Below are 22,040 nucleotides of genomic sequence, written 5' to 3' on the forward strand. Positions count from 1 at the left end.
GTCCCTTCCTATTGCCAGCCCTGGAGGCCGGCGCCGTAGGGATAGAGCGGATTCCCGTAGTTCGTCGGCACGGTCTGCCCGGCCGCGATGTGCGCCCGGATGTCGGCGACCTCGGCGGCCGTCGCACCCAGGTCGTACGGCAGGTCCCAGTGCTCGGCCGCGGCGGCCTGGGTGTCCCCGCCGCCGGCCGTCAGGACCTGGTCCAGGGAGCGCGGCAGCTGCCAGGGCAGCTTCCCGCTCGGTGTGTAGTCCCCGAACAGCAGGCTGGCCGCCGCCGGGCCCATCTCCTCGCCGCCGCGGTAGGTGACCACGATCGCGTCGGCGATACCGCTCCAGTCGCTGATCACGTAGGGCCTGGGCAGCACCAGCAGGACCACCACCGGGATGCCCTGGTTGTGGAAGTTCTGGATCAGCGAGACCTCGTCGGGCGGCAGATAGGGCTGGGTGTTCGGCCAGGCGGTGGCGTGCGTGTAAGAGGGTTCGCCCACGGCGACCACCGCCAGCTTGGGACTGGGCCCGGTGTCCTGGTACACGTTCACCCCCGATTTGGCCGCCCTGGCCTTGATGGCGTCCAGGAAGTCCAGCGAGCCGTACTCGGGATGGAAGTAGCTGGTCCAGACGCAGCAGGAGTTGCCGTCGGTGGCCCGCGGACCGGTGACGACGATGTTGTCGCCGGCGTTGAGCTTCACCGGCAGCACGCCGTCGTTCTTCAGCAGCGTCATCGACTCCCGCGACGCCTGGTTCGCCAGCGCCGTGTACGAGGGCTGATGGAACCGGTAGGGGCCGTTGACCGAGTCGCCGTAGGGCGTGTCGAACAGCCCCATCTTGAACTTCACGGTCAGGATCTTGCGGACCGCGTCGTCGATCCGGCTGGCCGGCACGCTCGCGATGAAGCTGTCCATCGAGAAGCCGGCCGCGCCCGGGTCGGCGCCGCCCATCACGTCGGCCCCGGCGTTCGCCGCGCTGACCCACGCGCCCGACGGCAGCCAGTCGGTGGTGACGACGTTCCCGTAGCCGAGGTTCTGGCGCAGGTAGTTGATGATCGGCGCGCTGTTGCCCGCCCCGGTCCCGGTCGGGTCCAGGAAGGTGGCGCCCGCGTAGCCGGTCATGATCTGCCCGGTCCCGGCGTCCAGCGCCGCGTACCACGGGATCATGTGGTACTTGATCGTCGTCCCGTCGTACACGATCCCGGCCTCGCCGCCGGCGCCCTCGCCCGGCCAGTGCTTCACCGTGACCAGCACCGAGGACGGGTTGAGCTCCGGACCGCCCTGCAGCCCGGTGACCAGCGCGCGCACCTGGGCGGCCGCGACGTCGGCGTTCTCCCCGTTGCCCTCCTGGATCCGGGGGTAGATCACCTTGGTCCCGACCTCGGCCAGCGGGCCGAGCGTGCCGCGCGCCCCGACGCCGAGTTCCTCGCGCCGCTGCATGTCGCCGAGCTTGTTGTCCAGGGCGTAGTCGCGGCCCGCCGCGAGCGCGCTCTGGTTCGGGTACGTGGTCTGATACCCGGTGATCGTGTCGCCCGCCGCGATGAACGGGATGCCCAGCCGGGTCTTGGACGCCGCGATCTGCATGGTGCTCAGGTCCGACGGCGAGGCCGGCCCGAACAGCCACCCGGACAGCGGGTAGACCTGGGCGTTGTAGAACATCTGGTAGGCCTTCTCCTGCGAAGTCATCCGCGAGAGCAGGTCGTTGACCCGGACGGTGACCGTGTTGTGCCAGTCCTCGTACGGCTCGATGGCGCCGTCCTTGTTCAGGTCCCGCGCGCCGTTGATGATCGACACGCCGTCGGCCGCGGCCTGGACGTTCGGCAGGTACAGGCTGAACGTGTTGATCGCGGACGTCGTGGAGGCTCCGGACGCGGGCACCGCCGTGACGTACCACTTGTAGGTCCAGCGGTCGCCGATGTCCCAGGTCGGCGTGTAGCTCGTGCCGATCGTCTCGGCGACCTTCGTGTAGACGTCGAGCATGCTGCCCGACTGGGTGTAGTCGTAGTCGTTGCGGGTGACGTTCAGCCACAGCTGGTAGCGGCTGGTCCCGCCGACCGCCGCCCACGAGAACGTGGGCCGCCGCGTGGACGTCACGAAGGCGTTGTTGCCCGGCGCGGTCAGCGCGAACTGGCCCGTGGTCGCCGGTGCCCGGGTGGGACCGGACAGCAGCGGCGGGTTGTTCGCGGCGGTGTTCACCGAGCCGTGGACCTCGAACTCCCACAGCGAGTATCCGTACCCGGTGGCGCGCGCGGTGCCGTTGAAGCGGACGTAGCGGCCGGAGCCGGAGACGTTCAGCGTCTCGACGCCGCCCTTGCCGGCGGTGGTGCTGTAGATGGTGGTCCAGGTGGCCTGGTCGTTGGAGGTCTGGATCTGGTAGGCGGTGGCATAGGCGTTCTCCCAGTTCAGCACGACGCAGGAGATCGTGCCAGCCCCGCCGAGGTCGACCTGGAGCCACTGCGGGTCGCTGTACTGGCTCTCCCACCGCGTCGTCGAACGCTGATCCAGCGCGGCGGCCGGAGCGTTGGCGCCGTTGTACGAAGAGGCTTTCACTTGCTGGAAGGCGCCGATGTTCGGGTCGGCGCAGCTTCCGCCGCCTCCGCCGCCGGTGCCCGTGCCGTAGACGGCGAACTCGAACAGCGAGTAGCCGTATCCGGTGTTGCGGGCGGTGCCGTACATGCGGATGTACCGGCCCGAGCCGGAGACGGCGAGCGTCTCCGTTCCGCCGGGACCGGTGGTGGTGGAGTAGACGCCGGTCCAGGTGGCGCCGTCGGCCGAGGTCTGGATCTGGTAGGCCTTGGCGGAGGCGGTCTCCCAGGTCAGCACGACCTGGCAGATCGACTGGGTGCTGCCCAGGTCGATCTGGATCCACTGCGGATCGGAGAACTGCGAGGACCAGCGGGTCGTGGTGGTGTTGCCGTCCACGGCGGACGACGCCGGCCAGGCCGCGCTCTCCACCGACGAGGCGGTGGCGGTCTTGTTCAGCGCGAGGTTGGTCGTCCCGCACGCCGCCGCGCGGGCCCGGGTCCCAGCCCCGAGGTTGAGGCTCAGAACCCCGGCGACCAGTGTGAGGACCATCAGCAGGGTGAGATGGGGCCGCCGCCGGAGCGGCAGCCTGGTATCGGACATCGGACTCTCCTAGGCGAGGAGTGGAGCCGGGCCGTCCGGGCCTGGTCGGCAAACCAGGCCCGGACGGGTGGTCGGGCAGGTCAGGCCTGCCGTGGGTCAGGCGTAGACGCCGAACTCGTACAGCGAGTAGCCGAACGTGGTCCCCCGTGCGGTGCCGTACATCCGGACGTAGCGGCCGGTGCCGTTGACGTCGATGGTGTCGACGCCGCCGGCCCCGGTCGTGGTGCTGTAGACCGTGGTCCAGTTGGTGCCGTCATTGGAGGTCTGGATCTGGTAGGCCTGGCCGTAGGCCGCCTCCCAGCCCAGCTGCACGTGCTTGAAGGCGGTCGGCGTGCCGAGGTCGACCTGGATCCACTGCGGGTCGCTCCAGTCGCTGGCCCACCGCGTGCTCCAGTTCCCGTCGGTGACGTTGCCCGGCACGAAGGTCTGGCCGTTGGCCGCGGGCTGGAACGAGGAGGCGGTGACCGCCTTGTTCAAGGCCACGTTCGTGCCGTTGACCGGCGGAGCGACCACCTTGAACGACACCGACTGGATGCCGACGCCGCCGTGCTGGTCGTAGACGTACACGTAGATCTTCCAGACGCCCAGCGTCTTGGGCGCGGTGACGGTGAAGGCGCCCGGAGCGGTCTGCGTGTAGCTGGACGGGGATTGCAGAGCCGTGGCGCTGTTCACGTACTTGCTGGTCAGCGCCAGGTTGTAGCGCAGGGTGTCGCCGGTCGGGTTGGTCGAGGCGACGTTCACCGTGAACTGGCCGCCGGCCGGCACGCTCGCCGTGTTCGACAGCGTCATCGAGGTGATCGCCGGCGGGGTGTTGCTCTGCGCCTGCCCGGTGAAGGCCTGCTTCACCGAGTAGTACGACAGCCGCCGCCAGCCGCCGGTGAGCAGGTTGAACCAGACGCCGCCGAAGTCGTTCTCCACGCCGTAGTTGAACAGCGTCCCGCCGAAGGACACCCCGGGGTGCCCGGCGATGCAGTTCCACGCCGAGGTGTAGCCGTCGCGCTGCTGCTGGTCGGTGGGCTCGGTCGGGACGCCGTTGGCGTCGTTCGGCACTTCCCACTCGCCGGCGTCGCCGGACTCGGTGACGATGTACGGCTTGGTGTAGCCGCCGTTGATCCAGTCCTGCTTGACGTTGCAGACCGAGTTGTAGGAGTTGACCGCGAGCAGGTCCAGGCTCGGCGTGTACTGCTTGTAGTACGGCCAGGCGCCGGTCCAGGCGTCGGTCGAGGTGACCGGGTGGTTCGGGTCGATCGCGTGGATGGCCTCGGCGATCTGCTCGACGTACTGCGCGTAGGCGATCCGCTGCTGCTCGATCGCGGCGCCGGTGTAGTGGTCCTGCGTGGTGAGGATGACCTCGTTGCCGACGTCCCACATCAGGGTGCCGGGATGGTCCTTGTACTGGGTGACGAACTGCTTGATGGTGTTCAGGGTGTTCGTCTTGTACGCCGTGTCGTTGACGTAGTCGGCGCCCTGGTTCAGCCAGAAGCCGTTGATCACCTTCAGGCCGCGCGCGGCGGCCGCGTCCAGCAGCGGCTGCGAGCTGGCATCGGTCCCCCAAGTGCGGATGGTGTTGACGCCCATCGAGGCCGCGTCGGCGAGGTAGCCGTCGCCGGCCGCGTTGCCCGGGCCCCAGGTGACGCCCTTGACCTGGTACGGCGCGCCGTTGACCTTGAGCTGCCAGTTGCCCTGGCTGCCCGTCACCTTCACCACGTTGGCCCCGGTGGCCGGAGCCGGCGGGTTCAGCGGGGCCGGGACGGCGCCGTTCGAGGTGTAGACCGACACCGGGCCGACGCTGAGCGTGCCGCCGGAGGTGGTGGCGGAGGTCGGCGAGGTGCAGCCGCAGTCGGCGTTCGGCCACGAGCCGCCGACCGCCAGGTCCAGGATCAGGAAGAAGCCGTGGTCCACGGCGTTCTGCCAGGTGGTGACGCCGACCTGGGACTCGCTGACCGACCAGGTGAGCTGGTCGTCGATGGAGAAGCGGATCTGCTCGTCGGACTGGGTCCGGTCGATGATCTGGGAGTAGGTGTGGTACCCGGTCAGACAGCCGGAGCAGGTGCGCAGACCGCTGCCGCGGCCGCTGTACTCGTTGCAGGGACCGTTCGGGGCGACGCCGCAGTGCAGGCCCGAGGAGCTGGTCTCGTGGCCGTTGACGTTCTCCATGATGTCGGACTCGCCGATCGCGGGCCAGGTGCCGGCACCGGTCCGGGAGGCGCTGCCCAGGGCCCAGAACGCGGGCCAGTACCCGGCCGGGTTCGGCACGTTGGGCTGCTTGATGGTCGCGGTGACCTTCAGCATGCCGCCGGCCGGCGCGGCGAAGTCAGAACGCTGCGTCTCGATGCGGCCGGAGGTCCAGTTGCCGGCGCCGTCCCGGAGCGCGGTGATGCCCAGGTGGCCGTTGCCGTCCACGGAAACGTTTGCGGTCGACGACGACGCCGCCTCGACCTCACCGGTGCCCCAGTTGGCCGGGCCGCCCGGGGAGTTGTGGCCGGTGTCCTCGATCCAGTTCGCGGACGAGGGCGCGGTGCCGGCCGCCCCGCCGAAGGCGTCCTGCCAGACCAGGTTCCAGGTCGGGGGCGGCGGAGTGTTGCCGCCGCCGTAGACGGCGAACTCCCACAGCGAGTAGCCGTAGCCGGTGTTGCGGGCGGTGCCGTACATCCGGATGTACCGGCCGGAGCCGGAAACGTTCAGCGTCTCGGTCCCGCCGGGACCCGTGCTGGTCGAATAGACGCTGGTCCAGCTGGCGGCGTCGTTCGAGGTCTGGATCTGGTACGCCTTGCCGGACGCGGTCTCCCAGTTCAGCACGACCTGGCAGATCGACTGGGTACTGCCCAGGTCGATCTGCACCCACTGCGGGTCCGCGAACTGCGACGACCAACGGGTACCGGTGCTGCCGTCGACCGCGGCCGACGCCGGGAAGGCGGCACCCTCGGTCGACGACGCGGTCGCCGGCCGGTTCAAGGCCAGGTTGGTGGTGCCGCAGGCAGCCGCGTGAGCACGCGACGACACAGCGGGCACCAGTAACCCGGCCAGCACTACGACCAGAACGTTGAACAAAGCCGTAGCTCTGCGACGGCTGATGGAACTCATGGCTCTCCTATACGAGACGCGAACAGTTGGTAACCCCGACGTGTCCGTGCGTTGAGAGCGCTCTCCGAGACCCGATGGTCGAACCCCGAGCATGCGGTGTCAAGGGGGAACCGGTTCCGGAACTGGTTCCGGTACCGGTTCCGGAACAACGCAAGGCTCTGACCTGCGTCGATGAAACGGCCCAAAAAAGCCGGCGCTGTCACCCCGAGTTCCGGAACCGGTGACGTGACCGGTTTCGGAACCGGTTCCGTATTGACAGTCGGGAACCTAGGCGCAACATTCTCTCGGAAGAGAAGCGCTCTCCGCGCCCGGAGCCACCCCCACACTCACCGTAAGGAGAGCCATGACTCCTGTCTCCCGCACAAGACCCGCGGCCTTGGTCGCGGCGTTCGCCCTGTTGGTCGCCGGCCTGCTGATCCCGGGGCTCGCGTCCCGGGCCGACGCGGCCACCTGCGGCACCACGAACCTGGCGCTCACCAAGCCGGCGACCGCGTCCTCGACCGAGGGCGCCGCCTACGCGGCCTCGGCCGCCGTGGACGGCAGCACCGGCACCCGCTGGTCGTCGCAGTTCTCCGACCCGCAGTGGATCCAGGTCGACCTGGGCAGCACCCAGTCGATCTGCCAGGTCGTGCTGAACTGGGAGACCGCCTCCGGCAAGGCGTTCCAGATCCAGACCTCGAACGACGCCCTGAACTGGACGTCGGTCTACAGCACCACGGCCGGGCCCGGCGGAACGCAGACGCTGGCCGTCTCCGGCTCCGGTCGGTACATCCGCATGTACGGCACCGCCCGCAACACCGGATACGGCTACTCCCTGTGGGAGTTCGCCGTCTACGGAGCCGGAACCGGCACGCCGCCGCCCCCCACCGGCGGCAGCCTGGGCTCCAACGTGATCGTCTTCAGCCCGACGATGGCCCAGTCGGCGATCCAGAGCCAGCTGAACGCGATCTCCGACCAGCAGGTCTCGAACGAGTTCGGCACCGCCCGCTACGCACTGCTGTTCCAGCCCGGCACCTACGGCTCGGCGGCGAACCCCCTGATCTTCACCGTCGGCTTCTACACCGCCGTGGCGGGCCTGGGCCAGAACCCCGGCGACGTCGTCATCAACGGCACCGTCGACGCCTACAACCAGTGCTCCGGCGGCACCTGCAACGCGACCACCAACTTCTGGCGGTCGCTGACCAACCTGACGGTCAACGTCACGGGCATGACCGGATGCCAGGCCGGCAACGACTTCTGGGCGGTCTCGCAGGCCGCGCCGATGCGCCGGGTGCACTTCAACGGCAACGTGAGCCTGATGGACTACTGCGTCGGCGGCCCCGGCTACGCCAGCGGCGGCTTCATCGCCGACTCGCAGTTCACCGGCGGCACCGTCACCAACGGCTCGCAGCAGCAGTACATCACCCGCGACACGGCCCTGGACGGCTGGAGCAACGGCGTCTGGAACCAGGTGTTCTGCGGCGACCCGGGCGCCCCGGCGCAGAGCTTCGCCGCCAACAGCGGCCAGACCGGCGGCCCGCCGCCGTACACCACCCTGGGCACCTGCCCGGTGACGAAGGAGGCCCCGTACCTGTACCAGGACTCCAGCGGCTACCGGGTGTTCGTGCCGTCGAAGCGCACCAACTCCAGCGGCCCGAGCTGGGCCAACGGCGCGACCGCGGGCTCCTCGCTGGCGCTGAACACGTTCTACGTGGTCCAGCCCTCCTCCAGCGTCGACACCATCAACGCCGCCCTGGCGGCCGGTGACAACCTGCTGTTCACGCCCGGCGTGTACCAGATCAACAAGACGATCACGGTCACCAAGCCCGACACCCAGATCATCGGCCTGGGCTTCGCCACGCTGGTCCCCACGGCCGGCAACGTGACGATGTCCGTCGCCGACGCCAACGGCGTCACCGTCAGCGGCCTGATCTTCGACGCGGGCACCACGTCGTCCCCGTCGCTGCTGCACGTCGGCACCACCCCCGGCACCAACCACAGCGCGGACCCGGTCAGCCTGGACGACGTGTTCTTCCGCGTCGGCGGCGCGACCACCGGCACGGTCGCCACCCCGCTGATCGTCGACAGCAGCGACACGCTGCTCGACGACATCTGGATCTGGCGCGCCGACCACGGCGCCGGCGGTGGGAGCTGGACCTCGGACCAGAGCCCGACCGGCTTGATCGTGAACGGCAACCGCGTCACCGCCTACGGTCTGGCAGTGGAGCACTTCCAGGCCAACGAGACGGTCTGGAACGGCCAGCAGGGCACGGTGATCTTCTTCCAGAACGAGAATCCGTACGAGGTGCCGAGCCAGGCCGCGTGGATGGCCGGCTCGACGCAGAAGGGCTTCCCGAGCTTCTACATCCCCAACTCCGTGACCTCTTTCCAGGGCTACGGAATGGGCAGCTACTCGTACTTCAGCCAGGGCGTCGACATCCACAACGCGATGGCGTTCCAGGTCCCGAACACCCCGGGCGTGGCGCTCCACGACCTCCTGACGGTGTTCCTCAACGGATCCGGCGGCATCGACACGGTGGTGAACGGCACCGGCACGGCGGTGAACTCCGGGAACGGCGGACCGTCGAACGTGGTGAGCTACCCGTAATGGACTGAGAAGCAGTGCTCTGACGACGGTTCCCGCGAGGTTCTCAGCCTCGCGGGAACCGTCGTGTCCGACAGGTCTATCCGACCGGCCCGCAGGGGGTCGGACAGATGATGATCGGGGGTGAGAACACTCCCCCGCCGCTGGTCAGCGTGATCGGCGGGGTCCGGGTGATCGGCGGCACCCGGGTGGTCGACGAGGTCTGCGTGGGCAGGGGCGTCCGTGTGCTCGGCGTCGTCGGCAGGGCCGATCGACGGCTCGTCGTGGCGACGGACGTGGTGGGTGTCGTCGTCACCAGCGCGCTGTAGGTCGGCGCGTGGATCGTCGTCTGCCAGGGGTTGCGCACCGGGGAGCGGGAGGCCGACACGGTGGTGGAAGAACTCTGCGATCCTTGACCGGTCGTGGAATCGGGACCGCTGGCGACGCTGCTCGTCCCGCTGACCCGGTTCGTCGGCGCGGCGGTCGGCGGATAATTCGTGGAGCAGGCCGCGACCACGGCGGTGACCAGGCAGAGTGTTCCCAGTGCGGCGACGACGCGCTCCGGCCGCCCAGCCGATCCATGCATGGAGTCCCCCAAACCGACTCACCAAATCCTGCTCAACACCCAATCCAGCGCCCGCTCCGGATCGAAGCCGGCCATCCCCTCCTGGAACACTAACTCAGTATTCGTATTCACGGGCCTGCGCTGCTGGTCGGCGTTTCCGGGAACGAAGACGCATCGCATGGCGGCGCGCCGCGCCGCCTCGCGGCCATAGTGCGAGTCCTCCACCACGACGCAGTGGTCCGGATGCGCTCCGGCCTGCGCGGCCGCTTCCAGGAACAGGTCGGGCGCGGGCTTGCCGTGCTTCACCGCGTCCGAGGAGACCACCACCGAGAAGTAGCCCCGCAGCGTCGTCGCCTGGAGCACCGCGTCGATCGCGGTCGGCGTGGAGCCGGAGGCGACGGCGAGCGGCAGGCCGTGGGCGGACAGCGCGGCCACGAAATGCCGCATCGGCTCGAACACCGGGGTGTGGGCGCGGGCGAGGTCGATGTAGTACTCGTCCTTCCGGGCCGCGAGGCGTTCCACCGGCTCGCCGAGGCCGTAGCGGACGGTCAGGTCGGCGAGCATCTCGGTCGTGCTCATGCCGACGTAGGGCCGCTTGGCGCGGGCGTCGAAGCCGAGGACGCCGAACTCGGCGAGCAGCCGCTGCTCGGCGGCCAGGTAGTTGGGCTCGCTGTCGACCAGCGTGCCGTCGAGATCGAAGATCACCAGACCGGCCGCGGCGGCACCCATGGGCTCGTCCTCTCTGTGGCTATCCCTGCGGCTGCCCGGCGACCACCAGGCCGGACTCGTACGCGAGCACCACCGCCTGGGCGCGACTGGACAGATTCAGCTTCGCCATCGCGCGGTTCAGATGCGTCTTCACCGTTCCCTCGCTGACCACCAGCTTCTCGGCGATCTCCGTGTTCGACAAGCCGGTCGCGACCAGGCGCAGGACGTCGGTCTCGCGAGCGGTGAGGGCAGCCAGCGCGGCGCGCTCGGCGGACGCTCCGGCTTCGGGCAGCCGGGCGCGTGGCACCCCGCCCACGCCGCCGGCCGCACTGACGCCGCCGGCCATCCCGACCACGCCGCCGACCACGCCGCCGCCTCCCGCTGCTCCCGCCGCTCCCGCCGCTCCGGCAGCTCCCGCGCCGACCGGCACTCGACCGGCCTCCGCTCCGCCCCCGGCCGCCGCCCCCACAGTGGCCGTCACATAAGCCTGAACCAGCCGCCGCGTGACCGTCGGCGAGAACAGCGTGTCCCCGTCGGCGACCGCCTTCAGCGCCGCCAGCAGCCGCTCCGGCGGCGTGTCCTTCAGCACGAACCCGTCCGCGCCGGCCCGCAGCGCCTGGTAGACGTACTCGTCCAGGTCGAACGTGGTCAGGATGAGGATCCGCGGCCGGTTCTCCCGGTGCGCGGCCAGGATCCGGCGGGTGGCGGTGATCCCGTCGGTGTCCGGCATCCGGATGTCCATCAGGATCACGTCCGGCGCGGTCCGCTCGGCCAGGGCCACCGCCTCGGCGCCGTCGCACGCCTCGCCGACCACCTCGTACCCGGGCGCGGCGCGCAGGATGGCCGCGATCCCGGCGCGGATCAGCACCTGGTCGTCGGCGATCAGAACCTTGATCATCCGTCGTGCCGCCTTCTGTTCCTCGGCGACCGCCGTCGCCGCCCGCCTCACCGTCCGCACGCTACCCGACCATCATGCCCGGATCTTGGCAACCGGTTGAACAGCGCGGGTCGGCCGCCGCCGACCGGCCGCCGCCGCTCGGACCCGGTCAGACCGTGCCGTCCTCGACCCACTGCGCCGCGGTGTCCCCGGTACCGCACGGTCCTTCCGTCACCGAGCCCGAAGCCGTCTTCAAGCACTGCCCGTCGCCCGCGTTCTGAAACTCCGCGGCACCCCCGGAACCACCGGTCCTCGTCCAGATCTGGGCCGCCGAACCGGTGCACGACCGCACGCCCACCGCGCCGCCGCCCCCGGTCAGGCACTGTCCGCTGCTCCCGTTGGCCAGCTCGAACTGGCCGGTGACGGCGCCCAGGATCCCGGTCAGCGGCACCGAGAACTCCCAGCCCTGCGTCCGGTCCGAGGCGCAGCCCTGGGACCCGGCCGTGCCCGAGCCGGCCGGCTGCGTCAGGCAGCCGCCGCTCTGCGCGTTGCGGAACCGGTGGTAGGTCCCCGGCAGCAGGGAGCCGGTGGAACTGGCGGCGGCGGTGGCCGACGACGACGGCGGCGGCGGCGCCGGGAGGCCGGCGGCCGATGTCGGGCTCGACGCCGGCGCGTGCGAGGCCGCCGCGGCCGACGCCGACGAACGGTGCGCCGGCGAAGGGCTGGAGCTGGAGCTCGCGTGCGTCGCCGAGGGCGCCGAGGTGGCTCGCGGGGTCGGACTCACGGCCTCGGTGCTGGTCGGGGCCGGCGGCGCCGGATTCGCCGTGGCACCGTTGCGCGGAGTACCCGAACCCTGAGAAGCGATCACCCAGACCCCTCCCGCGACCAGGGCCACTCCCGCTGCGACAGCCAACGGCTTCCGGGACCGGGAGTGGTTGTCCCGGGCGTCTTGACCGTCCCGGCCGCTCCTGCCGGACTGCTTGCCGCGGCCTGCCCCTGTCTGTTCCACCCGATCCGGACGCACCATCGTGTCGTCGGGCCGCGTCGCATAATCATCAGGGGCCGAATACACGTACATCTCATCGGTGAGGTCGACGGCCGGCGGCGCGGTGGGTGCGGTAGATGCGATGGGCGCGGTGGGCGCGGTCACGGCCGGATGGCCCGGCTCGATCCTTATCTCGCGGGGAATCAGTGCCCGTAGTGCGCGCGCGAAGGTCGCGGCGTCCGGGAACCGGTCCAACGGATCCTTCGCCATCGCCCGCTCGATCGCGTCCGCCAATCCCGGCAGCCCCGGGCAGTCAGCCCGTGGCGCCGGCTCGCTGACCGTCCGGAACATGGTGGCGCGCACGTCCTGCCCCTTGCCGCCGAACGGCGGATGCCCCATGAGCAGCTCGAACAGCGACGAGGCCAGCGCGTACACGTCGCTGGCGACGCTCGGCACGCCCCGCGTCATCAGCTCCGGCGCGGCGTGCTGCGGCGAGAAGACGTCCAGCACCGACCCGGAGGCGCTGGCATCGAGCAGGCACGAGACGCCGAAGTCGGCCAGCGCCGGTTCGCCGTAGCGGGACACCAGGATGTTGTTGGGTTTGACGTCGCGGTGCAGCACCCCGAGTCCGTGCGCGGCCGCGAGCGCGTCGGCGATCTTCGCGCCGAGGCCGGCGGCCTGGGCCGGAGTGAGCGGGCCATGGCGGCCGAGCCGGTCCTTCATGGACCCGCCGTCGTAGAGGTCCATCGCGAGGAACGGCCGCCCGGACGCGGTGGTGCCGGTGTCCAGCACGGTCACCACGTGCGGGTGGTTGCTGAGGCTGCCGGCGAGCCGGACCTCGCGGTCGAAGCGGCGCTGCGCGTCCTCGTCCGGACCGGCGACCGTCAGCACCTTGAGAGCCACGGCGCGGCCGACCGACTCCTGCACGGCCCGGTAGACGACGCTGAAGCCGCCGTAGCCGATTTGGGTCAGGTCCCGGTAGCCGGGGACGTGTTCCGGCGCCTCCAGGAAGGCGTCGGGGTTGGCCGCCGGGGCGGCCCGGCGCGGTCTGGGCGGCCGGGGTCTTCCGGCGATCGCAGTGTCCGTCGATCCGTTACGGCGTGTCATCGCTCGCATCCTGTCCGTTCCGAAACGAAAGCACGACGAGGCGGTGGCGTGGCGGCACGCCCGCTCCGTGCCGCCTCGCCACCGCCGTCGCCGGGGGTGGGTCCTATGCTGTTCAGTTCGATCCGATCAATCGCTCCGTACCGCGACCCACGTCTTCTGGTGACCCGGTCGCCAGGGCCTACAGACCGTTGGTGAGTCCGCCGACGAGCGAGCCGACCGCCGGCAGCGAGCCGACGGCCGGGAGGCCGCCGCTGCCGGCCGAGGTGATGTTGCTGAGTATCCCGGCGACCTGCTGCTGCAGATCGGTGAGCGTGGTGCGGACCTGGTCCAGCTGGGTCTGCGCGACCGGCCACACGTTGGCGCTGAACATGGACGCCGCCGGGCCGGCCCACACGTTGGGGTCGGTCAGCGCCAGACCGTGCGAGGTCACCTGCGACAGCACGTCGCTCAGCGGGCCCTGGAGGAGGTTCATCAGCTGCGAGATGTGCAGGTGGGCCTCGGCAGTGACCTTGACGGTCCCGTCGCTCATCTTGGTGCTCCGTATCTGTGCTTGAGGTATTCCGCGGGCCCGCCGTCCTGTGCGGGCCCGCGGAATTCGGGGGGGAGTCGCGCCGCCGGAACCATCCGGTCGTTGCTACGAGAAGAACGCTATGCCGGATGCTTTCCGAGGTCGTCTAACGAGCGCTGTATTTCCGCGCTACCGCGTACGTTGTAGAGCTCGTACACGTCCGCGGGTGTCGCCAGCACCAGTTGCACTCCCTCTGCCTGGCCGTCGCCTATCAAGTAGCCGCGACCCGGCCGGACGGTCATGCGGTGCTGACGCGGGAGCGGAGTGCCGAGCAGGTCGTGGTCGAGATCGTGGTCCGGGGCCAGCAGCACGCCGCAGCGGGACTCGCGCACCTTCTGCGTCCACTGGCCGAACTGGCGCCGGATGCCGTCGTTGCGCCCGGCGGCGACGAGGTGCCGCCCCGGGCCGGCCTTCGCGATGAACCGGTCCAGGACCTGGGTGGTGTCGGTGACGGTGTCGGCGTCGTCGACCAGCAGCAGGACCCGTTCGCCGGCGGCGGTCAGGATCCGTTCCAGGTCGGCGTACTCGGTGCAGACCGAAACCGGCGCGGGCAGTTCGCGCAACGGTGAGCGGCGCGGGGCGAAGGCGACGACGGCGGGCGGATCGATGCCGGTCAGCACGGCGTGGGCGACCGCGATCAGGGCACTGCTGCGGCCGGAGCGGGGCGGCCCCGCGATCAGGGCGTGTTCATGCTCGTGCATCCGCAGCAGGGCCGCTGCCAGCGTGCTGTCGGTGAAGCCGACCGGGACCGACCAGGGCTCGGGGCCGGTCGCGGCCACGACGCCGGCCCGGCGGATCCGGTCGGCCGGAACGAGGTCGGGCAGCAGGCGGACCGGGTTGGCGGTGCGCGGCGCACCGCCCCAGCGCCGGGCGACGACGGCCGCGGCGGCCGTCAGGTCGGTGCCGGGGAACCCGATCTGGACGATCTGGCGGGTCGCGGCGACGACGGCGCGGCCGGGGACGGCGGTCGGCACGGCGCGGCGAGGCAGGTCGAAGGTGGCGTAGTCGGCGATGTCGGCCAGGCGCAGCAACAGTTTCTGGCGGCTCAGCGCGCCCCAGGCTCCGGGGACGGCTCCGGTGCGGTCGCCGGTGGCGGCGATGTGCAGGCCGACGGCGGGGCCGTCGGCGTAGACGCGTTCCAGGTCGTCCAGGACGCCCATACCGGCGAAGTCCTTCTCCAGGTCGGAACGCAGGGAGCCGACGTTGTCGATGAGGACCAGCACGCGGGGCGGGGCGGCGTCGGGGTGCGGGCCGTGGGAGTCCTGCCCGGCGCCGGCCCCGCCGCCTCCGCCTCCGGCCTTGCGCGCCGCCAGCTCGCTTCGCAGCATCCTGATCAGCCGGATCTGCCGGGCCCGGTCGGCGGGGCCGATGTAGGCGCCGGTGTGCGGAAGCTGTTCGAGCGCGGCGAGGTCGCCGGAGCCGTGGTCGAGCACGTACAGGTGGCGGCGGTCCGGAGGCTCGTGCGCCGCGACGGCCAGCGCCAGGGCGGCCAGCGCGGTGGAGGTGCCGGAGCCGACGACGCCATAGATCAGCAGGTTGCCGGCCGCCGGGTCCCAGCCCACGGGGTACTGCGCCTGGCGGTCGGGGTCGTCGGCCAGGGCGAACGCGGGCAGTCCGCCGGTATCGGTCTGGAGGCCGCGCACAGCGTGGCCCAGCTCGTGCAACGGGATCATCGCGGGCAGCGGGTCCGGCCAGGGCCGCCGGGGCCGGGCGAACCCGGCCGCGGCGCCGGCGTTCCGGGCCGCGTCGACCAGCCGGGAGAGGTCGGTCGGTTGGCCAACGGCGGCAGGATCCTGATCGGCCGCCGACGCGAACGCGAACGCCGACGCCGACGCCGACGCGGTCCCGGCCCGCTCCCCCGAGGCCAGCCGGAACGCCAGCAGGCTCAGGGTTCCGGCGGCGGCCTCGACCGGCGTGACGCCGGTGGACAGCGCGGTCTGCACCGGCCGCACCTCGCCGGCACCGACGCGGTGGAAGCCCCGGCCCCATTGCCGGGCGCCGATCCCGGCGGCGGCCGGGGAATCGATGACGTCCTGCGAGTCGGAGGCGCTCTCCAGACGCAGCGCCAGCCGCAGTTTGACGTTGTTCTTGATGGCCTCGTTGACCGAGCCGGAGGGCCGCTGGGTGGCCATCACCAGGTGCATGCCGAGGCTGCGGCCGCGCTGGGCCACGCTGACCAGGGCGTCGACGAACTCCGGAAGCGCTTTGACCAGCGTGGCGAACTCGTCGATCACCACCACCAGGCGCGGCATCGGCTCCAGATCGCAGTGCCCTGACCTTGTTCGCTCGGCGTCACGCAGCCGCTGGTAGTCGCGGACGTGGCTCAGGCCCACCCCGCGCAGCGCGTGTTCGCGGTGCCGGAGTTCGGCCTCCAGGCAGCGCAGGGCGCGTTCGCCAAGCTGCTCGTCGAGATCGGTCACCAGGCCGACGGCGTGCGGCAGCCGGGCGCACTCGTCCAGGGCGCCGCCGCCCTTGTAGTCGATCAGGGCGAAGGTGAGGTGCTCCGGGTCGGCGCCGGCGGCCAGCGCCGCGATCAGGGTCCTGAGCAGCTCGCTCTTGCCGGATCCGGTGGTGCCGGCGATGAGGGCGTGCGGGCCGTCGTCGTCGAGGTCGATCTCGAACTCGCCGTGGTCGGTGACGCCGAGCACGGCCCGGGCCCGCAGGGTGCCGACGGCGGCCCGCCAGCGGGCGGCCAGCGCGGCATCGAGCGGACCGGCCAGCCGCAGCAGCGGCAGCAGGTCGACCCGGTCCGGCAGTCCGGCGCCGGCCGCCCTGACCTCGGGGTCCTCGAAGCGGGCGAGCGCGCGGGCCAGCGCGCGGGCCCGGTGCCGGGTGACGCCGGCGATCAGGACGTCGTCGACGCGTTCGCCGGTGGCGACCCGGTGCAGGCGGCCGTAACCGTCGGAGGAGACCGACAGGACCTCGGTGCACAGGGCCGGCAGGCGGCGGGTCAGGACGATCCCGCTGACCGGTCCGGCCTGGCCCCCGAGCACATCGCGCAGGGCGCAGGGACGGCCTTCGAGCAGGGTGGCGCCGTCGACGATCAGAAGGAGCGCGGGCGGCGCCGAGGAGGCGTCGCCGAGTTCTGACAAGAGGGCCCGAGCCAGGGTTTCGCAGCGTTCTGCGCCGATGGCCACGTAGCGCGAGGAGTTGGTGCGCGGGTCGATGCCGTGCGGCAGCCATTTGGTCCAGTCCCAGTCGGCGCGGCGGTCCTCGTCGACGAACACCGCGACGGCCAGATCGGCCGGTCCGCTGCCGGTCACCGCCTGGCACACCAGCGACCGGGCGGCGGCCAGCGCGGCCGCGCGGTCGCCTTCGAGGCCCAGGACGCGGTCGGCGAGGACCACCTCCACCGGGACCTGCGTCAGATGCGAGGCCTCGGCGACGGCGTCGGCCACCACCGGGTCGAGCTCCTGGTCGTGGCGGCGGCCGGCGTCCACCGGAGGCGTCCAGCGCTGGTCGGCCAGCCCGGCGGACAGCCGCAGGAAGTCGGCGGCGCCGGCGCGGCGCTCCCACAGGTGCAGCCCGGGCTCGCAGGCGCGGTAGAGCACCTCGGCGGGGTCCGGGAACCCGGCGCGCAGCCGGGCCTCCTGGTCGGCGCGGCGGTCCTGGAGCTCGTCGTGGACGGTGGCGAGCCGGTCCGCGTAGTCCCGGCGGCCCCGGCGCAGCCCGCCCCGGCCGCGGGCCCGGTCCTCCACCTGGGTGCCGATCATGATCAGGGGGCTGAAAAGGGCGATCAGCGCGTAGGTGAAGTTCTTCAGCACCACCACCATGACCCCGGCCAGCACCAGCGGCGCGACCACGGTGGTGATGCGCAGCGGCTGGGCCTCGGCGCGGCGGGGCGCCTGCGGCAGCCGCACCGGCGGCGGCTCGGGCGGTGGGGCCAGGCGCGGGGCCCGGTTGAAGGGCAGCGTGCCGCCGGGACCGGCCTCGCGGGCCGGGTTGACGTACTGCACCGGGCCCAGGGCGGCGGCCGGCAGGACGCGGAACGGCACCCGGCCGGCGGCGCACACCAGGTCGTACGGCCCGACCACGGCCGGGCCGGCGAGCCGGACGCCGTTGAGGTCCGTGCCGTTGCGCGAGCCGAGATCGCGGACGGTGACCCGGCCCTGGCGGGTGACCTCGATCTCGCAGTGCGCCCGGGAGAGGTCCGGGCAGTCGACGCGGATGTCGGCCTGGTCGCCGCGGCCGAGGCGGAAGCGCCCCGGCGTGAGGGGCCGGGCCAGGCCGGCGTCCAGGCCGCCGACGACGCGGAGCACCAGGCCCTCGTGGGACATGGTGCCGGGGTCCCGGTCGTCGGCGAGGACGGTCGAGACCTCGGAGCCCAGGACCAGCCCGGACTCGGCGAGCGGGGTGCCCGGGGGCGTCGGGCGGCCGTCCACCACCAGGCCGCCGCCCGGCGAGCCGAGGGCGGAGGCCAGATCGGCGACCCGCGCGTCCGGGCGGCCGAGCCGCAGCTCCAGGTCGCGTTCGACACCCGCGTCGCGATGGACGAACCTCATTGTTGTTGCCACCCGTTTGTTCGTGCTTGGTCCTGGCGCGACCGGGGCGCGGCCGTGCGGAGTCAAGCGTTCCAGGCCGGGGCGGGGAGGCGCGTTCCCCTGTGGTTGACAATCAGGGGCCTGGATCCATCCAGCGCAGCAGGCGGTATACCGCAGAGGTTTACACTCGTTCGAGCGAACGTGCCTTGCAAGCAGGGACAAAGCCTGGATGTGCTCCCTAAGTTGGCGGGATGCTCCGCATACGACATCGCTGTGATCGGTCCGCATTGTTCGTGGTCGCTGCCGTGGTCACTGTCGGGTACGGAGTCAGGCGGCTGCGGGCGGGCCGGGTGCTGTTGGCGGAGCACCAGGAAAACCTGCGACGCAAACAGGAGCACCTGCGACGCAAACAGGCCGATCGGGAGCAGCGCGCGGTGCTGATGGAGCGGATTCGGATCGCGCGGGAGCTGCATGACGTGACCGCGCATCATTTGTCGGTCATCGCGGTGCAGGCCGGAGTCGCACGGTTCGTCCTGGACAAAGAACCGGAGACCGCGGATCAGGCACTGCGGGCCATCTCGGAGGTCGGGAGCGAGGGCCTGGCCGAGTTGCGGCGTCTTATCAGCCTGCTGCGTCCGGAGGACGAGGAGATCGTCGGAGTGGGGTCGCCCGCGGCCGATCCGCCGGCGCCGGGGGTCGCGCAGCTGCCGGTGCTGATCGAGCGGGTCGGCCTGTCGGGGACGCCGTCGCGGTACACCGTGGCCGGTCGGCAGCGGGCGCTGCCGGCGGGGATCCAGTTGTGCGTCTACCGGGTGGTGCAGGAATCGCTGACGAACGTGCTGAAGCACGCGCCGGGAGCGTCGGTGGAGGTGCGGTTGGAGTACGAGGCCGACCGCGTCCGGGTGACCGTGGCGGACACCGGGCCGCAGGTGACGCCGGCAGCGCGCCCCAGCGGGTCGGGGTCAGGGGTCGGACTCACCGGTATGCGGGAGCGCGCCGCGCTGTACGGCGGGGAGCTGTCCGCCGGGCGGAAGGCCGACGGCGGCTTCGAGGTGTCGCTCTCGCTGCCGGTCGGGGCGGTCGAGGAGGACGGCGAAGGGGCCGACCCCGCGTTAGCCGGTGCGGGAATCGGCCGGTGGTGACGTCCGCCGGGCCCTCGACACCGGCCCGGCGGAACCGATCACGCCAGTGATCGCGGAACCGCCGATCACGGAGGCGGTGCTTGGTTCGGGTCGACGGGGACTTCGGTGAGGTTGCCGTTGGCGACCTTGTAGAGCGTGAGCTCCCAGTCGTTGCTGCTGAAGTCGAACGTCGAGTCCGCCTTGCTGAAGGTGCAGTCGCGGGTGAACGCGTGAGCCGTGCTGTCCCAGTCGGAGCCGTACGCGATGTAGGCGTCGAAGGTGGCTCCGGGGACGTTGTTCAGCTCGGTGGTGCTGCTCGCCCGGACGTAGACCGAGGTGACCGGAGTCTTGCTGCCGACTTTTGTCAGGGTGATGACGGCGTCCTCGTCGGCGGTGTGGATGGTCAGCTTGCCGGGCCCGGAAGCGCGGCGCAGGACCGTGCCGGAGGTCAGGCGGCGGTTCTGGTCCTGGACGGCGGCCGGGACGAACGTGAGGACGTTCGTGTAGGCCGGATCGGCGGCGACGAGGTGCTGGACCGCGGTGCGCACCTGGTTCGCGCCGTCGGAGCGGCTCAGCGCGGCGGCGGCCGAGACCCCGGCGCAGACCTTCGAGCCGGCGGTCGCCTTCTCGTCGTCGGCGGCGGAGCCGAGCGTCTTCAGCGCCGCCGTCAGCTCGGTGGCGGCGGCGACCACGTTCGTGGGCGGATTGTCAGAGATCTGCGAAACCTGGGCCGCGGCGTCGGTCGAGAGTTTGCCGAGCGCGGCGGAGATGTCGCTGGTGGTCTTGGCCTTGCCGACGGCCGTGAAATCCGGCGCCAGCGCGGCGTTGACGGCTTGCAGTTGCTTCTTGAAGTCGTCGGCGGACAACGGCGGCGGCGGTGTCGACGTGCTGGTGGTCGGCGCGGGCAGCGCCGAGGTCGAGGCCGCCGCACCTGTCGTGGAAGCCTGGTCGGTCTGCGTGGGCGATCCCTTTGACGAGCTGCCGCTCCCCGAACAGCCGGCCGCGAGTCCCGCGGCGGCGAGCAGAGCGGCGATCCCCCAGCCCGTGGATCTTCTCATGTCCATTGGCATGAGCTCCCTCCCCTTAGGGCTCAGTCAATCGAGTCTCACTGAGGCTGGCAAGGCTTCAGCCATCAGGACAATGAGAACGTGAGTTCTGGTGGGGAGGTTCAGGGGGCGGGGGAATACACCTAGCCGTCTAGCTCAGGACTGAATCAGCGATCTGACGAGCCACGTCGGTGGGCTCGCGACCCGTGGTGTCGACCACCTCGGCCTCCTTGTGCAGCCAGGTCCGAGCGGCCTCGGCGTAGGGCTCCAAGTAGTCGAGGCGGAATCCCGAAGGGCCGAGGACGGTGTCGTTCATGATGCGTTCGCGCAGGGTCGTCTGGTCGGTGTGGAGGACGAAGTGCCGGACCGGGATCTCGTACTGGGACAGGCCGGCGCTGATCTCCCGCCAGTACTGCTCGACCAGGACGGTCATCGGCATCACCAGCGTGCCCCCGGTGTAGTCCAGGATGCGGTGCGCGGTCTCGACGACGAGCTGCCGCCACGGGAGCCAGTGCTGGAAGTTGTCGGTCTCGGGCAGGCCCGGCCTGATGTCCATCAGCGTCTCGCCGACCTTCTCGGCGTCGAAGACCCGGGAGTTCGGGATCAGCTGCTGGACGAGCGGGCTGGTGGTCGTCTTGCCCGCGCCGTGAGTGCCGTTGAGCCATACGATCATGCCCCCTGATGCTAACGCGCCGAGGGCGGTCGCGGGATCAGTTCCTGGCGAATCGGGCCGAGGATCTCGGCCGGGGATTCGGCCGAGCAATACGCTACGCCGCCTTGCGGTGCCGTCCTGGCCGCCGTGCCATCGGCACTTCGACCAGCCCCAAGGCCGCCAGCAGGTCGAGCGCGTCGTCGGTGTCGTGAGCGGCGCCGGCGACGTAGCGCATCGCACGCTCGCGCTCGCCGTCGGTGTTCTCCGGGCGGCCGTCGAAGTCGATGATGCCGGGGGTGCGCAGGAAGGACGCCAGGGTGTCGGTGCTGGTGCTCATAGGTGCGCTCCGTTGGTCGGGGTGGGTGCAGGTGGTCTGGATGACATGGACCATCCCACCACCGGGACCGGCCGGCGGCATCAGACATATGACGGCAGCGATGACGCAATGTGCGGCGCCGGACGACGGCGGAGCGGCTCGGACCGGCGGCCCGGAGAGCAGTCAGCTGACGCAAGCGGACCTCGCCCGCGCGCTGTCACGCTCGAACAGGGGCGACGATCCGCGCCCCGTCACCCGCGTGGAGGAGACCGTCATGCTGACCTCGCCCAACGTCCTGCTCGGCAAAGGCATGGCGGCGGTGGCCTTCGGCCTGATCTCGATCATCTGGCCGGGCGTCACGCTGGGCGCCGTCGTGGGCCTGTTCGCCGCCTTCTCACTGTTCTCGGCGGTGGCCGACGCCCTGCGCGCGTTCGCGTCCGACTCGTTCGGCCCGGTCCTCGGCTGGTTGGCGCTGTCGCTGCTGTCGGCGACCGCCGCGGTGGTGGCGCTGGCCTGGCCCGGCATCACCGTCTCCGTGCTGGCGGTGTGGATCGGCCTGTGGGCGGCGGTGACCGGGATCATCGAGATCGGTCTGTCGTTCGGGCACGGGGAGACCGCCGGGCAGCGCACGGCGCTGGCGCTGAGCGGTGCCGTCGGCTTGTTCTTCGCGCTCGCGTTGTTCATGCGTCCGGATGCCGGGGCGGTGGCGCTGGCGACCGTGTTCGGCGTCTTCGCGATGTTCTACGGCATCTCCGCGGTGAGCGGCTCGTTCCATCTGCGGCACCTGCACGGCGACGGCCGGCCGGCGGCCTGACCGGCCCTGACCGGCCCCTGAACGCCCCCCTGACCGATCC

The 22,040-nt window shown here is 71.2% G+C and carries 14 protein-coding genes; 3 read left to right on the top strand and 11 right to left on the bottom strand.

Annotated features, from left to right (window positions below; all coding sequences use genetic code 11):
• Positions 1-8 precede the first annotated feature (8 nt).
• Both ABD481_RS33620 and ABD481_RS33625 read right to left on the bottom strand, forming a co-directional pair.
• Entirely contained in the window at positions 9-3,113 is a 3,105-nt protein-coding gene (locus ABD481_RS33620; protein WP_344669862.1) for a discoidin domain-containing protein, read from the bottom strand.
• Positions 3,114-3,209: 96 nt separating this feature from the next.
• The gene (locus ABD481_RS33625) at positions 3,210-6,197 is read right to left on the bottom strand and encodes a galactose-binding domain-containing protein (protein WP_344669863.1); all 2,988 of its coding nucleotides are present in this window, start codon (positions 6,195-6,197) and stop codon (positions 3,210-3,212) included.
• 343 nt (positions 6,198-6,540) lie between these two features.
• Between ABD481_RS33625 and ABD481_RS33630 the strand changes: the two genes are divergently transcribed.
• Positions 6,541-8,784 (top strand): galactose-binding domain-containing protein, encoded by a 2,244-nt coding sequence (locus tag ABD481_RS33630; protein ID WP_344669864.1) that lies wholly within the window; start codon positions 6,541-6,543, stop codon positions 8,782-8,784.
• A 76-nt stretch (positions 8,785-8,860) separates the two neighbouring features.
• On the opposite strand, the gene ABD481_RS33635 is transcribed toward ABD481_RS33630, so the two are convergent.
• The 6 genes from ABD481_RS33635 to ABD481_RS33660 all read right to left on the bottom strand — a co-directional run bounded on the left by ABD481_RS33635 (position 8,861) and on the right by ABD481_RS33660 (position 18,072).
• Positions 8,861-9,346 (bottom strand): hypothetical protein, encoded by a 486-nt coding sequence (locus ABD481_RS33635; RefSeq protein ID WP_344669865.1) that lies wholly within the window; start codon positions 9,344-9,346, stop codon positions 8,861-8,863.
• 18 nt (positions 9,347-9,364) lie between these two features.
• Positions 9,365-10,054: an HAD family hydrolase gene (locus ABD481_RS33640; protein WP_344669866.1), complete on the bottom strand. Its 690-nt coding sequence runs from the start codon at positions 10,052-10,054 to the stop codon at positions 9,365-9,367.
• 19 nt (positions 10,055-10,073) lie between these two features.
• Entirely contained in the window at positions 10,074-10,931 is an 858-nt protein-coding gene (locus tag ABD481_RS33645) for a response regulator (protein WP_344669889.1), read from the bottom strand.
• A gap of 148 nt (positions 10,932-11,079) precedes the next feature.
• On the bottom strand, positions 11,080-13,002 hold the full coding sequence (locus tag ABD481_RS33650; RefSeq protein WP_344669867.1) for a serine/threonine-protein kinase: 1,923 nt from the start codon (positions 13,000-13,002) through the stop codon (positions 11,080-11,082).
• 178 nt (positions 13,003-13,180) lie between these two features.
• Positions 13,181-13,531 (bottom strand): hypothetical protein, encoded by a 351-nt coding sequence (locus ABD481_RS33655; protein ID WP_344669868.1) that lies wholly within the window; start codon positions 13,529-13,531, stop codon positions 13,181-13,183.
• 119 nt (positions 13,532-13,650) lie between these two features.
• Positions 13,651-18,072, bottom strand: a complete 4,422-nt coding sequence (locus ABD481_RS33660) for a type VII secretion EssC family protein (protein ID WP_344669869.1) — start codon at positions 18,070-18,072, stop codon at positions 13,651-13,653.
• Between the two features lie 284 nt (positions 18,073-18,356).
• On the opposite strand from ABD481_RS33660, the gene ABD481_RS33665 reads away from it, so the two are divergent.
• Positions 18,357-19,193 carry a sensor histidine kinase gene (locus ABD481_RS33665; RefSeq protein ID WP_344669870.1) on the top strand — a complete coding sequence of 279 codons (837 nt, stop codon included), beginning with the start codon at positions 18,357-18,359 and terminating at the stop codon, positions 19,191-19,193.
• A gap of 65 nt (positions 19,194-19,258) precedes the next feature.
• Here ABD481_RS33665 and ABD481_RS33670 read toward each other — a convergent pair whose 3' ends face one another.
• The 3 genes from ABD481_RS33670 to ABD481_RS33680 all read right to left on the bottom strand — a co-directional run bounded on the left by ABD481_RS33670 (position 19,259) and on the right by ABD481_RS33680 (position 21,207).
• Complete coding sequence (locus ABD481_RS33670; RefSeq protein WP_344669871.1) at positions 19,259-20,230, bottom strand: hypothetical protein; 972 nt, start codon at positions 20,228-20,230, stop codon at positions 19,259-19,261.
• Between the two features lie 139 nt (positions 20,231-20,369).
• The gene (locus tag ABD481_RS33675) at positions 20,370-20,891 is read right to left on the bottom strand and encodes a P-loop nucleotide/nucleoside kinase family protein (protein ID WP_344669872.1); all 522 of its coding nucleotides are present in this window, start codon (positions 20,889-20,891) and stop codon (positions 20,370-20,372) included.
• A 94-nt stretch (positions 20,892-20,985) separates the two neighbouring features.
• Entirely contained in the window at positions 20,986-21,207 is a 222-nt protein-coding gene (locus ABD481_RS33680; protein ID WP_344669873.1) for a hypothetical protein, read from the bottom strand.
• Positions 21,208-21,307: 100 nt separating this feature from the next.
• On the opposite strand from ABD481_RS33680, the gene ABD481_RS33685 reads away from it, so the two are divergent.
• On the top strand, positions 21,308-22,000 hold the full coding sequence (locus ABD481_RS33685) for an HdeD family acid-resistance protein (protein ID WP_344669874.1): 693 nt from the start codon (positions 21,308-21,310) through the stop codon (positions 21,998-22,000).
• Positions 22,001-22,040 lie beyond the last annotated feature (40 nt).

The organism is Catenulispora yoronensis (genome assembly GCF_039531695.1).
Taxonomy (GTDB): Bacteria; Actinomycetota; Actinomycetes; order Streptomycetales; family Catenulisporaceae; genus Catenulispora; species Catenulispora yoronensis.

Excerpts from the sequence above, each read along its gene's own strand:
- ABD481_RS33620 (WP_344669862.1), bottom strand. The coding sequence starts at position 3,113 with ATGTCCGATACCAGGCTGCCGCTCCGGCGGCGGCCCCATCTCACCCTG.
- ABD481_RS33625 (WP_344669863.1), bottom strand. The coding sequence starts at position 6,197 with ATGAGTTCCATCAGCCGTCGCAGAGCTACGGCTTTGTTCAACGTTCTG.
- ABD481_RS33630 (WP_344669864.1), top strand. The coding sequence starts at position 6,541 with ATGACTCCTGTCTCCCGCACAAGACCCGCGGCCTTGGTCGCGGCGTTC.
- ABD481_RS33635 (WP_344669865.1), bottom strand. The coding sequence starts at position 9,346 with ATGCATGGATCGGCTGGGCGGCCGGAGCGCGTCGTCGCCGCACTGGGA.
- ABD481_RS33640 (WP_344669866.1), bottom strand. The coding sequence starts at position 10,054 with ATGGGTGCCGCCGCGGCCGGTCTGGTGATCTTCGATCTCGACGGCACG.
- ABD481_RS33645 (WP_344669889.1), bottom strand. The coding sequence starts at position 10,931 with ATGATCAAGGTTCTGATCGCCGACGACCAGGTGCTGATCCGCGCCGGG.
- ABD481_RS33650 (WP_344669867.1), bottom strand. The coding sequence starts at position 13,002 with ATGACACGCCGTAACGGATCGACGGACACTGCGATCGCCGGAAGACCC.
- ABD481_RS33655 (WP_344669868.1), bottom strand. The coding sequence starts at position 13,531 with ATGAGCGACGGGACCGTCAAGGTCACTGCCGAGGCCCACCTGCACATC.
- ABD481_RS33660 (WP_344669869.1), bottom strand. The coding sequence starts at position 18,072 with ATGAGGTTCGTCCATCGCGACGCGGGTGTCGAACGCGACCTGGAGCTG.
- ABD481_RS33670 (WP_344669871.1), bottom strand. The coding sequence starts at position 20,230 with ATGAGAAGATCCACGGGCTGGGGGATCGCCGCTCTGCTCGCCGCCGCG.
- ABD481_RS33675 (WP_344669872.1), bottom strand. The coding sequence starts at position 20,891 with ATGATCGTATGGCTCAACGGCACTCACGGCGCGGGCAAGACGACCACC.
- ABD481_RS33680 (WP_344669873.1), bottom strand. The coding sequence starts at position 21,207 with ATGAGCACCAGCACCGACACCCTGGCGTCCTTCCTGCGCACCCCCGGC.
- ABD481_RS33685 (WP_344669874.1), top strand. The coding sequence starts at position 21,308 with ATGACGCAATGTGCGGCGCCGGACGACGGCGGAGCGGCTCGGACCGGC.